The sequence below is a fragment of the Leisingera thetidis genome, assembly GCF_025857195.1.
Lineage (GTDB): Bacteria > Pseudomonadota > Alphaproteobacteria > Rhodobacterales > Rhodobacteraceae > Leisingera > Leisingera thetidis.
Map to the genome: position 1 here is coordinate 1,714,474 of NZ_CP109787.1, position 15,659 is coordinate 1,730,132.

A 15,659-nucleotide genomic window follows, 5' to 3' on the forward strand; every position below is an offset into this window, starting at 1 on the left:
CTTTGGACATTTTTGCTTTTGTCCCGCAGTTCGGCGGTTTCCTTTACATAATCGCCAGCTTTGTCATCGCGCTGTCGGTGATCGTGGCCGTGCATGAATACGGCCATTACATCGTCGGCCGCTGGTCGGGCATTCACGCAGAGGTGTTCTCGATCGGCTTCGGTCCGGTGCTGTGGAGCCGGGTGGACCGGCGCGGCACCCGCTGGCAGGTCGCGGCACTGCCCTTTGGCGGTTACGTGAAGTTCCTTGGCGACGCTGATGCGGCCTCGGGCAAGGATGCGCAGGCGATGCATGCAGCCGCGGACGATCCGGCGGCCCTGCGCCGCACCATGCATGGCGCCCCCCTGTGGGCCCGCTCTGCAACCGTTGCGGCCGGGCCTGTCTTCAACTTCGTGATGTCGGCCATCATTTTTGCCGCCGTGGCGATGTCGCAAGGGGTGATGCGCGATCCGCTGACGGTCGGGGAGCTGGCGCCGCTGCCCGGTGTCGAGAACGGCCTGCAGCAGGGCGATGAGCTGATCACCGCGGGCGGCCTTGCGGTGCCGGACTATCTGGACGCCGAGGCCTGGGAACGCTTCCGCACGGAACTGCCGCAGCAGCAGCCGCTGGAATACCGGGTGCGCCGCGACGGGGCCGAGGTCAGTGTCAGCGGGCCGTATCTGTACCCGCCTTATGTGCGCGGTGTGGTGCCGCGCAGCGCCGCTTCGGATGCCGGGCTGCAGCCGGAAGACGTGATTGTCGCGGTCGATGGCGCGCCGCTGGTGTCCTTTGATCAGTTGAAGGCGCATGTCGAATCCGCGGACGGCAAGGTGCTTGTGCTGGAGGTCTGGCGCGGCGGTGAAAAGGTTGAGATGGCGCTGGCGCCCCGGCGCACGGATGAGCCGCAGCCGGACGGCAGCTTTGCCACCCGCTGGCGGATCGGCATCATCGGCGGGCTGGCGTTCGAGCCGGCCACCGACGCGGCCGGAATCGGCGAGTCTCTGGCGGCGGGTGCCTATCAGGTCTGGGCGGTGGTCGACACCTCTCTGTCGGGGCTGAAACATATGATCACCGGCGCCATCAGCACCTGCAACCTGTCCGGTCCGATCGGCATTGCCGAGACCTCCGGCGCGATGGCCAGCCAGGGCGCCGAAAGCTTCATCCGCTTCATTGCGGTGCTGTCCACGGCGGTGGGGCTCTTGAACCTGTTCCCGGTGCCCGCGCTGGATGGCGGCCATCTGATGTTTTACGCCTATGAGGCGGTGGCAGGCCGCCCGCCCAGCGACCGGGCGGTGCGGGTGCTGATGTCGCTTGGCATAGCCATAGTGCTGTCGCTGATGGTGTTTGCGCTTGGCAATGACCTGTTCTGCTGACAACTCCGGACAGATGTGACGGCTTAGGGCGGCCATAGTGCCGCCCAACTGCTGCCACAATCCCTTGTTAACTTTTTATCAATCCGCGGAATGCGCCGTGCAGCGCATCCGCGGACGGGTGGACGAACACTGGGGAACGACCGATGCAGACACTCTCGCAATCTTACCGTGGCCTCGGGCTGCTGGTCCGGCTGAACTGGGACCGGGCTCTGACCGGGTTTGCCGTCCTGGGCGCGCTGACCGCTGGGACCTGGCTGGCCACCTTGTGATTCCCGCAACCGGTGCGCAATCCCGTCGCGCCGGTTGCTGCCAGAATGCGCTTTGTTGGTTTTGACAAGCGCTTTCAAACCCGCTACGCACATGCCAAAGCTGCTATAATAATCGGGTTCTGAAAAAATGGTTTGGGGGAAAGTCGCAGGCAAGTCCTGTGGTGAGCGCACGTCGGGCATCAATATCTTGTATCGGAAAGTTTCGGCTATATCTCTGGCAGTTGCGCTGGGATATGCATTGTTGCCGCTGCCCGCAGAGGCGCAGAGCTACCGCTTCAATTCAGTCCAGGTCGAGGGCAACCAGCGGATTCAGACATCCACTGTTGTGGCCTATACCGGCATCGAACGCGGCCAGGCGGTCAGCGCGGGCGAGCTGAACGACGCCTATCAGCGCATTCTTGACAGTGGCGTATTTGAGACAGTCGAACTGGTGCCGCGCGGCAATACGCTGGTGATCAAGGTCACCGAGTTCCCGACCATCAATCAGATCAGTTTCGAGGGCAACCGCCGGATCAAGGATGACACCTTGGGCGAGGTGATCGAATCCGCCCCGCGCCGGGTGTTCAGCCCGTCGCAGGCGGAGCGGGACGCCGCGCTGATTGCAGATGCCTACAGCGTGCAAGGGCGTCTGGCATCGCGCGTGACCCCGCGTATCATCCGGCGCAGCAACAACCGCGTCGATCTGGTGTTCGAGATTTCCGAAGGCGACACCATCGAGGTGGAGCGGGTCTCGTTCACCGGCAACCGGGTTTACTCAGACCGCCGTCTGCGCCGGGTGCTGGAAACCAAGCAGGCCGGGTTCCTGCGTGCCTTCATCAATGCCGACACGCTGATCGAGGACCGGCTGGAATTCGACAAGCAGGTGCTGCGCGATTTCTACCTGTCGCGCGGCTATGTGGATTTCCGGGTCAACAGCTCCAATGCGGAAGTGACCCAGGAACGCGATGCGGTCTTTCTGGTCGTCGATGTGACCGAAGGCCGGCAGTTCAGGTTCGGCAGCATTTCTGTCACCAGCGAAATGCCCGAGGCGGACGCCGACCTGTTCCGCTCGGTGCTGAAAATCAAGCCCGGAGTGGTTTATTCTCCGACCCTGGTGGAGAATTCGATCGACCGTTTGGAGGGCCTTGCGGTCAAGAACGAGATCGACTTTCTGCGGGTCGAGCCGCGGGTGACCCGCAACGACCGGGACCTGACACTGGATCTCGAGTTTGTGCTCCGCCGCGGGCCGCGGGTCTTTGTCGAGCGCATCGACATCGAAGGCAACACCACAACCCTGGACCGGGTGATCCGCCAGCAGTTCCGCTCGGTGGAAGGCGACCCGTTCAACCCGCGCTCGATCCGCAACAGCGCCGAGCGGATCCGGGCGCTGGGGTATTTCGCCACCGCGGATGTCGACACCCGCGAAGGCAGCTCCTCCGACCAGGTGGTTGTTGATGTCGATGTCGAAGAGCAGCCGACCGGTTCCTTGAACCTTGGCGGTGCCTATTCCGTTGAAGACGGTTTCGGGGTCAGTATCGGCCTTTCGGAGAACAACTTCCTGGGCCGCGGCCAGCGGCTGTCGTTCCAGGTCGCCACGGCGACGGAATCCGATTCCTATGTTCTGGGCTTTACCGAGCCGTTTCTGCTGGGCCGGGATCTGAAGTTCGATTTGGATCTGGGGCTGAATGAAACCGACTCCAGCTTTTCCGAGTACCGCACCAAACGCATCTTCTTCCGCCCGGCACTGACCTTCAATACCGGCGAAGATACCACGCTGCAGGTCCGTTACACGTGGGATTCGGACGAGATGCTCTTCGATGAAAACGAAGATGACGATCCGACCACGTTCCTGGCTGGCCCCGTTATCCGGAACGAAATTGCACAAGGGGAACGCACGGCCAGCGCTGTCGGCTTCACCTACCGTTACGACAGCCGTCTGACCGGACTTGACCCGAATGCAGGCTTCCTGGTGGAAGTGGGGGCTGACTATGCGGGCCTGGGCGGCGATTCCGAGTACATCAAGACCACGACGAAAGTTGTCGCGCAGAAGAAGATCCTGAACGAGGAAGTGACATTGCGCGCCACAGTCGAAGCCGGCGCGTTCCAGTGGGAAGGCAGCGGTTCCAGCCGTTCGATTGACCGTTTTGTCCTGGCGCCGTCGATCATGCGCGGCTTTGAACCCGGGGGCATTGGCCCGCGGGACCAGTCCAACGGCGCGCCCGGCAACGGCACCTACAATGACTTCCTCGGCGGCAACTACTATGCTGTGGCCCGCTTTGACGCGGAATTCCCGCTTGGCCTGCCTGAAGAACTGGGGATGCGCGGCGCCCTGTTCTATGATGTCGGCAGCCTATGGGGGCTGCAGAATGCAGATACGTCCGGGACCAGCGGTAACGGCGTTGTTGGCCGGGACCGGTCCTTCCGGCACGTCGTTGGTGTCTCGCTGCTGTGGACCACGGGCATCGGCCCGCTGCGGTTCAACTTCTCCAAAGCCCTCAAGAAAGAGGACTTTGACCAGGAGCAGAGCTTTGACCTGACCTTGCAGGCGAGGTTCTGATCTGGTGCTGCGGGCGGCGCTTTGCAAACGGGCATTAAGCGGCGTTGCAGTTGCGCTGGCCTGCTTTGCGGCCGCTCCTGGCTCTGCCCAGGAGGCGGCTCCGCAGGCGCCGAATACCGGTGCTGAATTCCAGTTGGGGCTGCCGCAGAGCGGCATCCTCACCATCCAGCCCGACCGGTTGTTCTCCGAAAGCGCATTTGGCCAGCGGGCCGAACGCGAAATCGAGGCCGAAGGCGCGGTGCTGACCGCGGAGAACCGCCGCATCGAGGCCGAACTGCGTGCCGAAGAGCTGGAACTGACCGGGCGCCGCAGCGGGATGGAGCCGGAAGCGTTCCGGGCCCTGGCCAATGCTTTTGACCAGAAGGTTCAGGAAACCCGCAGGCGGCAGGATCAGAAACTGCGTGAAATCAACCTGATGGGCGAAGAAGCCCGGCGGGAATTCATTGCCGCCTCGCTGCCGGTGCTGCAGCAGATCATGCGGGAAACCGGGGCGGGGGCGATCCTGGATCATGCATCGGTATTTCTGAGCGCGGATGCGGCCGATATCACCAGCCTGGCGATCACCCGGATCGACGAGGTTCTGGGCGACGGCACGGCGGATGAATACGGCGAGCCTTAGGCCGCGCCAGCTTGCCCAATCGCCGCCTGCTTGCTAGGGACGGCGCAGCACATTTGACGAATATGGGAAACCAAGCATGACCACCGAGCTGCAAAGCGCTGACATTCAACTGATCCAGCGGATTCTGCCGCACCGCTACCCGTTCCTGCTGGTCGACAAGGTGGTTGACATCGACAGCTACAAATCGGCGCGCGGCATCAAGAATGTCACCATGAACGAGCCGCATTTCCAGGGCCATTTCCCGGGCACGCCGATCATGCCCGGCGTCACCATCATCGAGGCGATGGCGCAGACCGCGGGCGTGATGCTGGGGGTTGGCATGGATATGGTCGACACCGATCTGCTGATCTATTTCATGAACATCGACAAGTGCAAGTTCCGCCGCAAGGTGGTGCCGGGCGATGTGCTGGAGATGCATGTGGAGACCCTGCGCGGCAAGCCCGGCGGCAAGATCTTCAAGTTCTCCGGCCGGGCGACCGTCGATGGCGAAGTGGCGGCAGAAGCTGAATTTTCGGCGATGGTCGACGTGCAGAAGGACGGATGAAGATGAGCCGGATTCACCCCAGTGCCCTGATCGAAAAGGGCGCCAGGCTTGGAAAGGACTGTGAAATCGGCCCGTTCTGCGTGGTTGGCCCCGATGCGGTGCTGGGGGATCGGGTTGTTCTGAAGTCCCATGTGGTTGTCACCGGCGATACCGAAATCGGTGACGAGACGGTTGTCTTCCCCTTTGCGGTGCTGGGCGAGATCCCGCAGGACCTCAAGTTCAAGGGCGAGAAATGCCGCACCGTGATCGGCAAGCGCAACCGCATCCGCGAGCATGTGACAGTGAATGCCGGCACCGAAGGCGGCGGCGGCGTTACCCGCATCGGCGATGACGGGCTGTTCATGGCGGGCTGCCACATCGCCCATGATGCGCAGGTCGGCGACCGGGTGATCGTGGTGAATTCTGCTGCTGTGGCAGGCCATTGCGTGCTGGAGGATGAGGTGATCATCGGCGGGTTGTCCGGCATCCACCAGTGGGTCCGCATCGGCAGGGGCGCGATCATTGGTGCCGTCACCATGGTGACCAACGATGTGATCCCCTACGGCCTGGTGCAGGCGCAGCGCGGGGAGCTGGACGGGTTGAACCTGGTCGGCCTCAAGCGCCGCGGCGTGGCCCGCAGCGACATCACCGCCTTGCGGGCGGCGTTCCAGATGCTGGCGCAGGGCGAGGGCACCTTTCAGGAACGCGCCAAGCGGCTGGGGGATGAGGCCGACAGCGAATATGTGCAGCGGATCGTCGCCTTCATCACCGGCGGCAGCGACCGGTCCTTCCTGACGCCGGGAGGCTGAAGCCATGCTGGCGATTATTGCAGGCAGCGGAGCGCTGCCGGCCGAAGTGGCGGCCCGTGCGGCAGGCCGTCCGCTGATCTGCGCGATGGCAGGGTCCGAGCCGGATGCAGTGGATCCCGAGATCACGTTCCGTTTCGAACAGCTCGGCACCTTCCTGGAGCGGCTGAAAGCGGCTGAGGTGACCGAGATCTGCATGGCAGGCGCGGTGCGCCGCCCGAATATCGACCCTTCTGCCATTGATACGGCCACGATGCCGCTGGTGCCGGTTCTGCAGGGGGCGCTGGCGGCGGGCGATGATGGCGCTCTGCGGGCCATCATCGGTATATTCGAACAGGCCGGTTTTGCCGTGCGTGCGGCTCATGAGGTGGCTCCGGACCTGCTGATGGCTGAAGGTGTGCCGACCAAGGTGCAGCCGGGTGAATTGGACAAATCGGATGCTGCCCGCGGGGCTGAGATCGTTGCCGCGATGTCTGCTGCCGACGTTGGCCAGTCCTGCGCGGTGCGCGGGCGGCAGGCGATTGCGGTCGAGAACCTGTTTGGCACCGACTGGATGCTGGCCTCGCTGCTGCAGCGGCCGGACGGGCAGGGGGGGCTCTTGTTCAAGGCGCCCAAGCCTGCTCAGGACCGGCGGGCTGACCTGCCCGCGATCGGTGTCGAAACCGTCGAGGCCGCCGCCAAGGCCGGCCTTTCCGGCATCGTGCTGGAGGCGGGCGGGGTGATCGTGCTGGACCAGGACGCGGTGATCGCGGCCTGTGACCGGCTGGGCCTGTTCCTGTGGCTGCGTGAGGCATGAGCCTGCGGGTGTTCATCCTGGCCGGCGAGCCTTCGGGCGACCGGCTGGGCGGGGCGCTGATGGCGGGGCTGAAACAGCTGCAGCCAGGTGTCACCTTTGACGGCATTGGCGGCGCGCTGATGGCGGAGCAGGGGCTGGTCTCGCGGTTTCCGATGGACGAGCTGTCGGTGATGGGGCTGGCCGAGGTGCTGCCCAAGTACCGCCACCTGAAGCGCCGCATCCGGGAAACGGCAGATGCCGTGCTGGACACCCGCCCGGATGTGCTGATCACCATCGACAGCCCGGATTTCAGCTTGCGCGTTGCGCGGCTGGTCAAGGCGCAAAGCAGCATCCGCACGGTGCATTATGTGGCGCCCTCGGTCTGGGCCTGGCGGCCGAAGCGGGCGGTTAGGATGGCCGAAGTGATCGACCATGTGCTGGCGCTCTTGCCGTTTGAGCCGCCCTATATGGAATCGGCAGGAATGGCCTGCGATTTCGTTGGCCACCCGGTGGTGGCCGAGCCGCGGGCCACGGATGCCGAAGTCGCTGCCTTCAGGGCCGAATTCGGCCTGGGAGCGGCGCCTTTCGTTCTGGCACTGCCCGGCTCGCGGCGCTCCGAAGTAGCACGGCTGGCGCCGGATTTCGGTGCTGCGCTGCACCGGTTCACGGCGGCGCACCCGGATTTCCGGATTGTGGTGCCGGCCGCCGCACCGGTGGCCGGGCTGGTCCAGGAGGCCCTGCAAAGCTGGCCTGCGGGCACTGTGCTGGTCGACCCGAACAAAATTGAGGCTGCGGCGGCCAAAGCCCATAAGCGCGCCGCCTTTGCCGCGGCGGATCTGGCACTGGCCGCCTCCGGCACCGTCTCGCTGGAGCTGGCAGCAGCGGCCACGCCGATGGTGATAGCCTATAAGTTCCAATGGCTGACCTGGCAGATCATGAAGCGGATGGCGCTGATCGACACCGTCACGCTGGTCAACCTGGTGAGCGATACCCGGGTGGTGCCGGAGTGCCTGGGACCGGAGTGCACGCCGGAAAACATTGCCGGGCAACTCGCGGCGTTGGCCGCAGACCCCGGCGCGCAGCTGGCGGCCATGCAGCTGACCATGCAGCGCCTGGGCCAGGGCGGCGAGGCGCCCGGGCTGCGGGCGGCCCGCGCTGTTCTTGAACGTTTGCCGGGGAAGTGACGCCGGAGCGCGCCGGATGCCAAAGCCTCCGGCGCGCGGCTGCTGGTGGCGCGGGCGCTTGCGCACCCGCGCGGGGCAAGCCGCGGCGGAGGCGCAGAACGCTTGTGTTCAGGTCAAGACGATATGCCCGAGGCTATTTGCTGAGAAGCGCCTAAGGGCAGGTCTGCCCTTAGGCGCTTTTTCGATTCTGATGCAAGGCTGCCGCGTCAAGGACAAGCCGCGCTGGCGCGCGGAGGCTGCGCCTTCCTTGACCCGGCGGGCAGGAGATCAGCAGCCGCGCCAGATCCAGCCGCCGCCGAAGATGCGGCTGCCTTCACCGGCATAGAAAACACAGGCCTGGCCGGGGGAGACGCCTTCCTCCGGTGTCAGCAGCTCCACCTCGGCGGTGGTGCCGCTGAGCGGGCGGATGATCGCCTCGCGCGGCGGGCGGGTGGAGCGGACCTTGACCTTCAGATGCCATTCGTCCCGGCTGGTAAAGGGCGCATCGCCCAGCCAGTTGATCTCGCGCACGGGAATGGTGCGTGTGGCCAGCAGCTCCTTGGGGCCGACCACCACCTGTTTCTTGTCCACGTCCAGTTTCACCACATAGAGAGGCTCGCTGAGGCCGCCGATGCCGAGGCCCCGTCGCTGGCCGATGGTGTAGTGGATGACCCCTTCGTGGCTGCCCAGCACCCGGCCGTCCGCATGCACGATCTCGCCCGGCTCGGCGGCGCCCGGACGCAGCTTCTCGATCACGCTGGCGTAGTCGCCATTGGGCACAAAGCAGATGTCCTGGCTGTCGGGCTTGTCCGCCACCGCCAGTCCGTATTGCGCCGCCATCTCGCGGGTGGCGTCCTTGGACGGCAGATGCCCCAGCGGGAAGCGCAGGTAATCCAGCTGCTCCGGCGTGGTGGAGAACAGGAAATAGCTCTGGTCGCGGTTGGCGTCCTCGGCTGAGTGCAATTCCGGCCCCTGGTCCCCCATCTTGCGCTGGATGTAATGGCCGGTGGCCATGCAGTCGGCCTCCAGGTCGCGGGCGGTTTCCAGCAGGTCCTTGAACTTCACCCGCTCGTTGCAGCGGATGCAGGGCACCGGGGTTGCGCCGGCCAGATAGCTGTCGGCGAACTCGTCAATCACCGCATCCTTAAAAATGTTCTCATAATCCAGGACGTAGTGCGGGAAGCCGCGCTCCTCCGCCACCCGGCGCGCATCATGGATATCGATGCCCGCGCAGCAGGCGCCCTTCTTGGCCAGCGCCGCGCCGTGATCATAGAGCTGCAGCGTCACCCCGACCACGTCATAGCCCTGATCGGCCAAGTATGCAGCCACAACAGAGCTGTCGACGCCGCCGGACATGGCCACCACCACCCGGGTCTCCGAGGGCGGTTTGGCAAAGCCGAGCGAGTTCAAAGTGGTGGGGTGGTCCAGCGCCATGGGGCAGCTCCTGAAGGCAAGGGGGCAGGCGCCGCAGAATATAGGAAAATCCTACAGACTCTCAAGGGGCGTGGTTCACGTGCCGTTAAGCCTGATCGGAAATTCTTTTGCCAGACCTCAACGAACAAGATCTTCAGAGGGAAGAAAGATGTTTTTGAAGAAAGTCGACGGGCCGCGGGCAGTCACCCTGCCGGATGGCACCATCATGACCCGCGCGGATCTGCCGCCGGAAACCACCAAGCGCTGGGTGGCCTCGCGCAAAGCGGCGGTGGTGCGCGGGGTGCTCTACGGCCTTCTGCCGCAGAAAGAGGCGATGCGCCGCTATGGCCTCAGCGAGGAGGAGTTCCGCAGCTGGGTTGCCGCCGTGGCCGACCATGGCGAAGAGGCGCTGAAAACCACACGGCTCAAGAAATTCCGCGTCCCGGATGGAAAATAACCTGGGCCGCCCTTGAGTTGCATTTCTAAATTAACCATCATGGTAACGAGGCATTAACTTTTTTCCACCAAGGTTAACGCGACCTGAGGGAAACAGTGTACAGGCGGAGAAAAAAATATGCGCATTCTTTTGGTTGAGGATGATCCGACCACAGCAAAAAGCATTGAGCTGATGCTCACCCATGCGAACCTGAACGTCTACACGACGGATTTGGGTGAGGAAGGGATCGATCTGGCCAAACTCTATGACTACGACCTGATCCTGCTGGATCTGGGGCTGCCGGATATGAACGGCCATGAGGTGCTGCGCCAGCTGCGCATGTCCCGCATCGAAACCCCCATTCTGATCCTGTCCGGTGCCGATGATACCGACAATAAAATCAAGGGCTTCGGCTTTGGCGCGGATGATTACCTGACCAAGCCTTTCCACCGCGAGGAACTGGTGGCGCGGATCCATGCCATTATCCGCCGTTCCAAAGGCCATTCGCAGTCGATCATCAAGACCGGCAAGATTTCGGTCAACCTGGATGCCAAGACAGTCGAGGCGGAAGGCAAGGCGGTGCATCTGACCGGGAAGGAATACCAGATGCTGGAGCTTCTGTCCCTGCGCAAGGGCACCACGCTTACCAAGGAGATGTTCCTCAATCATCTTTACGGCGGCATGGACGAACCGGAACTGAAGATCATCGACGTCTTCATCTGCAAGTTGCGAAAGAAGCTCAGCAACGCGACAGGCGGCGAGAATTACATCGAGACCGTCTGGGGCCGCGGCTATGTGCTGCGCGATCCGCAGGAGGATCATCTGGCTGGCGGCCAGCGGCTGGCGGTCGGCGCCTGAAAGACCAATGACCTGGGCGGCACGCGTACACGTGCCGCCGGTTGCAAGGACCTGCTTGATGGCGGGTCTTTTTGCCATTCGGCGGACCGGACAGCCCTGCTGACGGATGCGCTGGACGCGGCGCGCGCGGCGTCTTATCACCAAGGGTGAGAACGAAGAGGGACCGCGCGTGGCAGAGAATTCGGAAAAAAAAATGGCCAGCCGGACGGCGGAAGCCGCCCGGGCAGAGTTTCTGGCACTGGAAGAGCAGCTGCGGGCGGCGGATCTGGCCTATCATCAGGCCGATGCGCCGGAAATCAGCGACGCCGAGTATGATTCGCTGAAGCGGCGCTACCACGCGCTGGCCGAGACACATCCCGAGCTCGCCGATGCGGCGGCCCACCTTGACGCGGTGGGTGCGCCGGCGGCCTCCGGCTTTGGCAAGATCGCCCATTCGGTGCGGATGCTGTCCCTGGGCAATGCCTTCGAGGAGGAGGATGTCGCCGATTTCGACCGCAGCATCCGGAAATATCTCGGCCTGGGTGCCGAGGCCGCGCTTGGCTATACCGCGGAGCCCAAGATCGACGGGCTGTCGCTGTCGCTGCGCTATGAGCAGGGCGAACTGGTGCAGGCCGCCACCCGCGGCGACGGCAGTGTCGGCGAGAACGTGACCGCCAATGCCCTGACCATTAACGATATTCCGCACCATCTTGAAAACGCGCCGGATGTGCTGGAAGTGCGTGGCGAAGTCTATATGAGCCACGCGGATTTCGAAGCGCTGAACGCCCGCCATGCTGAGCGCGGCGGCAAGGTCTTTGCCAACCCGCGCAACGCCGCCGCCGGCTCGCTGCGGCAGCTGGATGCGGAAATCACCCGGGCCCGGCCTTTGCGGTTCTTCGCGTACAGCTGGGGCGAACTGAGCGAAGCCTTGGCAGAAACGCAGATGGAGGCGATCGCGCGGCTGCAGTCTCTCGGGTTTCAGACCAACCCGCTGACCAAGCTGTGCACCGGCGTTGGCGACATGGTTGCCCATTACCGCAGCATCGAAGAGCAGCGCGCAACGTTGGGCTATGACATCGACGGGGTGGTCTACAAGGTCAATGATCTGGCGCTGCAGGGGCGGCTGGGCTTCCGCTCCACCACGCCCCGCTGGGCGATTGCGCATAAATTCCCGGCAGAGCTCGCCTGGACCCGGCTGAAAGCCATCGACATCCAGGTGGGACGCACCGGCGCCCTGAGCCCGGTGGCGCGGCTGACGCCGGTCACTGTCGGCGGCGTGGTGGTCTCCAATGCCACCTTGCACAATGAGGATTACATCCAGGGGCGCGATTCCAAGGGCGAGGAAATCCGCGGCGGCAAGGATATCCGCATCGGCGACTGGGTTCAGATCTACCGGGCCGGGGACGTGATCCCCAAGGTGGCCGAAGTGGATTTGTCAAAGCGCCCGGAAAGTGCGGAGGCTTACCAATTCCCGCAGACCTGCCCGGAATGCGGCAGCCCTGCAGTGCGGGAGGAAGGCGACGCCGTCCGGCGCTGCTCGGGCGGTTTGATCTGCCCGGCGCAGGCGGTGGAGAAGCTCAAGCATTTTGTTTCCCGCTCGGCCTTCGACATCGAAGGGCTGGGCGCCAAGCAGGCAGAGCAGTTCCACAGCGACGGTTGGATCAAGGAACCCGCGGATATATTTGATCTGCAAGCAAACTACGGCTCCGGCCTGCAGCAGCTGAAGAACCGCGAGGGCTGGGGAGAGAAATCCGCCGACAATCTCTTTGCCGCCATCGAGGAAAAGCGCACGATCCCTCTGGCCAAGCTGATCTTTGCCCTCGGCATCCGTCATGCGGGGGAAGTTGCGGGCCGCGATCTGGCGCTGCATTACCGGGACTGGCAGGTGATGGCGGATGCGATTGACACTGCCCGCCCGGCAGCCCTGGCGCACCGCGCCGCCGATGAGGCGGAGGAGGCTGAGCGCCAGGCCGCCGCGGACGAAGGCCGCCGGGCCCGGATTTCGGAAACCCGGGCCGCAGCCATTGCCGCCTGCGAGGTTCCGGAAGAGGCCGCTGCTGCCTGGGCGGATCTGATCGGCGTGGACGGCATCGGCGCGGTGCTGGGCCTGTCGCTGTCGGATGCCTTTGCCAACCCGGAGGAGCGCGCGGCCATCGACCGGCTGGTGGTGAAACTGACCATCGTGCCGCCCGATGCACCGGCCGCCGACAGCCCGGTGGCCGGCAAGACCGTTGTTTTCACCGGCACGCTGGAGAAGATGACCCGGGCCGAGGCCAAGGCGCGGGCCGAGGCGCTGGGGGCCAAGGTCTCCGGTTCCGTCTCCAAGAAGACCGACATTCTGGTGGCTGGTCCGGGGGCGGGCTCCAAGGCCAAGAAGGCGGCAGAGCTGGGGATCCGGACCATGGATGAAGACGGCTGGCTGGAGCTGATCGCAGGGGCATGAGCGGGCGTCCGGAGATCCTGTTTCCGCTGTTTGCCGGCGCCGAGACCCTGCAGGGCGTCGGCCCGAAAACCGCGCAGAATCTGGCTCAGATCGAAATAGAAACGCCGCGGGACCTGTTGTTTTCGCTGCCGTATTCGGTGGTGGACCGGCGGCGGCGCCAGACCATCCGCGGGGTGGATCTGCCCGCAACGGTGACGGTTGAGGTGACCATTGGCCGCCACCGCCCGGCGCGCAGCCGGGGCGGTGCGTACCGGATCCATGTGCAGGATTCGGAGACCGAGTTTCAGCTGGTCTTTTTCCACGGGCGCAGCCGCTACTTGGAGGCGCAGCTGCCGGAGGGATCGCGGCGGGTGGTCTCGGGCAAGCTGGAGCTGTTTGACGGCCTGGCCCAGATGGTGCACCCGGATCACATGCTGCCGGTGGAAGAGGCGCATGAGATCCCGGAATATGAGCCGGTCTACAGCCTGACCCACGGGGTCACGCAGAAAACCATGTACAAGGCGGCGCAAAGCGCCCTGACGCGGATGCCGGAGCTGGCGGAATGGATCGACCCGGCGCAGGCGCTGCGGGAGAACTGGCCCGCCTGGCATGATGCGCTGCGCACTGCCCACGCTCCGCAAGGCCCGGAGGATCTGAGCCCGCAGGCTCCCGCCCGGGCGCGGCTGGCCTATGATGAGCTGTTTTCCCATCAGCTGACCCTGGCGCTGGCGCGGCAGACCGAGCGCAAGGCCCGCGGGATCGAAAGCCAGGCCACCGGCCGCCTGCAGTCGCGCGTTCTGAAGGCGCTGCCCTATAAGCCCACCAATGCCCAGGCCCGGGCGATCGAGGAGATTTCCGCCGACATGGCCTCGGCCAAACGCATGAACCGGCTGTTGCAGGGCGATGTGGGGTCCGGGAAAACCCTGGTTGCTTTCATGGCCTTGCTGGTCGCAGTTGAAGCGGGCGGGCAGGGGGTGATGATGGCCCCGACCGGGATTCTGGCGCAGCAGCACATGGAGGGTCTTGCGCCGCTTGCCGAGGATGCCGGGGTGGTGATCGAGATCCTGACAGGCCGCGATAAGGGCAGCGAGCGCAAGGCCAAGCTGGCGGCGCTCAAACGCGGGGATATTCAGATCCTGGTCGGCACCCATGCGGTGTTCCAGCAGGACGTGGAGTTCTGCGGCCTGCGACTCGCCATTGTCGACGAACAGCACCGTTTCGGGGTGCGCCAGCGGATGGAGCTGGCGGAAAAGGGCAAGGGCGCCGACGTGCTGGTGATGACCGCGACGCCGATCCCGCGCTCGCTGGCGCTGGCGCAATACGGGGACATGGATGTCTCGGTGCTGGATGAGAAGCCGCCGGGGCGCAAGCCGGTCAAGACCGCGGTCATCAGCACCGAACGGATGCAGGAGGTGGTGGACCACCTGCGCAAGGCGATTGGCGAGGGACGGCAGTGCTACTGGGTCTGCCCGCTGGTCGACGAATCCGAGCTGAGCGACCTGACCGCGGCGGAGGAACGCTTCAAGCACCTGCGCGCGCTGCTGGGTGAGGGGACCGTGGGCCTGGTGCATGGCCAGATGCCGCCCGCCGAAAAAGATGCCGCCATGGCGGCGTTTCAGGCGGGCCGGACCAAGGTTCTGGTTGCCACCACGGTGATCGAGGTGGGGGTGAACGTGCCCAATGCCTCGATCATGGTGATCGAGCGGGCAGAGATTTTCGGGCTGGCGCAGTTGCACCAGCTGCGCGGCCGGGTCGGGCGCGGCAGCGCTGAGTCGACCTGCCTGCTGATGTACCAGCCACCGCTGACCGAAGGCGGCCGCAAGCGGCTGGAAGTATTGCGCGAAACAGAGGACGGGTTCCGGATCTCGGAAACCGACCTGCAGATGCGCGGCGCGGGCGATGTGATCGGCACCGCGCAATCCGGGCTGCCGAAGTTCCGGATTGCCGATCTGGAGCGCCAGGCCGGGCTGATGGCGGTGGCGCAAAGCGATGCACGGGCGCTCCTGGCGGCAGATCCCAAGCTGGAGAGTCCCCGCGGCAAGGCGGCGCGGGTGCTTCTGTGGCTGATGAAGCAGGACCAGGCAATCCGTTTGATTACAGTGGGTTAACCCGCGTTCCGGCGGGTATCCCCCGGTGATGTTCCACTCTGTTCGCAAATGTTCTCAAAAAGTTCTTTACAGGGCGGTCTGAAAATGAGAACAAAGGGGCAACAAAATTGCCAGAGAGCAACAAGACAGACTGGAGGAGGCCCGAGCCATGATTGCACAGATCAAAACCACCATTCAGAATGCCCATTCGACACTGCTGCAGGACGCCATTGGTGCGGCCTCTCTGATGGTGATGCTGGTGGCGGCGCTGCATCTTCCAGGGCTCCTGTAAGCCGTTCCTTTTCCTGATTGCACTGCTGTGCCGGGCCGGCCCTTTCCTGTCCCGGACTGCTCAAGGGATCAACCGCCTGTCCCGATCCCCGAATGGATTGCCTCAAGATCCAGCCTGGCCCGCCCGGGT

The 15,659-nt window shown here is 64.3% G+C and carries 14 protein-coding genes; 13 read left to right on the forward strand and 1 reads right to left on the reverse strand.

Annotated features, from left to right (window positions below):
* The first annotated feature begins 2 nt into the window (after window positions 1-2).
* The 8 genes from rseP to lpxB all read left to right on the forward strand — a co-directional run bounded on the left by rseP (window position 3) and on the right by lpxB (window position 8,064).
* Entirely contained in the window at window positions 3-1,352 is a 1,350-nt protein-coding gene (rseP, locus tag OKQ63_RS08180) for an RIP metalloprotease RseP (RefSeq protein WP_264213437.1), read from the forward strand.
* A 143-nt stretch (window positions 1,353-1,495) separates the two neighbouring features.
* Window positions 1,496-1,621, forward strand: a complete 126-nt coding sequence (locus OKQ63_RS08185) for a nucleolar protein 16 (protein WP_264213438.1) — start codon at window positions 1,496-1,498, stop codon at window positions 1,619-1,621.
* Window positions 1,622-1,748: 127 nt separating this feature from the next.
* Complete coding sequence (gene bamA / locus OKQ63_RS08190; RefSeq protein WP_264213439.1) at window positions 1,749-4,157, forward strand: outer membrane protein assembly factor BamA; 2,409 nt, start codon at window positions 1,749-1,751, stop codon at window positions 4,155-4,157.
* A gap of 55 nt (window positions 4,158-4,212) precedes the next feature.
* The gene (locus tag OKQ63_RS08195; RefSeq protein ID WP_434086057.1) at window positions 4,213-4,776 is read left to right on the forward strand and encodes an OmpH/Skp family outer membrane protein; all 564 of its coding nucleotides are present in this window, start codon (window positions 4,213-4,215) and stop codon (window positions 4,774-4,776) included.
* A gap of 76 nt (window positions 4,777-4,852) precedes the next feature.
* Window positions 4,853-5,320, forward strand: coding sequence for a 3-hydroxyacyl-ACP dehydratase FabZ (gene fabZ / locus OKQ63_RS08200; protein WP_264213441.1), 468 nt, complete (start codon window positions 4,853-4,855; stop codon window positions 5,318-5,320).
* 2 nt (window positions 5,321-5,322) lie between these two features.
* Window positions 5,323-6,108, forward strand: coding sequence for an acyl-ACP--UDP-N-acetylglucosamine O-acyltransferase (gene lpxA, locus OKQ63_RS08205; RefSeq protein ID WP_264213442.1), 786 nt, complete (start codon window positions 5,323-5,325; stop codon window positions 6,106-6,108).
* 4 nt (window positions 6,109-6,112) lie between these two features.
* Complete coding sequence (locus OKQ63_RS08210; protein WP_264213443.1) at window positions 6,113-6,901, forward strand: LpxI family protein; 789 nt, start codon at window positions 6,113-6,115, stop codon at window positions 6,899-6,901.
* Entirely contained in the window at window positions 6,898-8,064 is a 1,167-nt protein-coding gene (gene lpxB / locus OKQ63_RS08215) for a lipid-A-disaccharide synthase (RefSeq protein ID WP_264213444.1), read from the forward strand. Before OKQ63_RS08210 ends, lpxB begins: the two co-directional genes overlap by 4 nt.
* Window positions 8,065-8,331: 267 nt before the next feature.
* Here lpxB and mnmA read toward each other — a convergent pair whose 3' ends face one another.
* Window positions 8,332-9,477 carry a tRNA 2-thiouridine(34) synthase MnmA gene (gene mnmA / locus OKQ63_RS08220; protein ID WP_264213445.1) on the reverse strand — a complete coding sequence of 382 codons (1,146 nt, stop codon included), beginning with the start codon at window positions 9,475-9,477 and terminating at the stop codon, window positions 8,332-8,334.
* A 148-nt stretch (window positions 9,478-9,625) separates the two neighbouring features.
* Here mnmA and sciP point away from each other — a divergent pair, with 148 nt between their 5' ends.
* The 5 genes from sciP (at window position 9,626) to OKQ63_RS08245 (ending at window position 15,530) form a co-directional block, all read left to right on the forward strand.
* Window positions 9,626-9,913, forward strand: coding sequence for a CtrA inhibitor SciP (gene sciP, locus OKQ63_RS08225; RefSeq protein ID WP_264213446.1), 288 nt, complete (start codon window positions 9,626-9,628; stop codon window positions 9,911-9,913).
* A 117-nt stretch (window positions 9,914-10,030) separates the two neighbouring features.
* Window positions 10,031-10,750 (forward strand): response regulator transcription factor CtrA, encoded by a 720-nt coding sequence (ctrA, locus tag OKQ63_RS08230; protein ID WP_264213447.1) that lies wholly within the window; start codon window positions 10,031-10,033, stop codon window positions 10,748-10,750.
* Window positions 10,751-10,943: 193 nt separating this feature from the next.
* Complete coding sequence (gene ligA, locus OKQ63_RS08235) at window positions 10,944-13,172, forward strand: NAD-dependent DNA ligase LigA (protein ID WP_264213448.1); 2,229 nt, start codon at window positions 10,944-10,946, stop codon at window positions 13,170-13,172.
* A complete protein-coding gene (gene recG, locus OKQ63_RS08240; protein ID WP_264213449.1) occupies window positions 13,169-15,259 on the forward strand; it encodes an ATP-dependent DNA helicase RecG in 2,091 nt (696 codons plus the stop codon). Before ligA ends, recG begins: the two co-directional genes overlap by 4 nt.
* A gap of 148 nt (window positions 15,260-15,407) precedes the next feature.
* Window positions 15,408-15,530, forward strand: coding sequence for a hypothetical protein (locus OKQ63_RS08245; protein ID WP_024090279.1), 123 nt, complete (start codon window positions 15,408-15,410; stop codon window positions 15,528-15,530).
* Window positions 15,531-15,659: the final 129 nt, after the last annotated feature.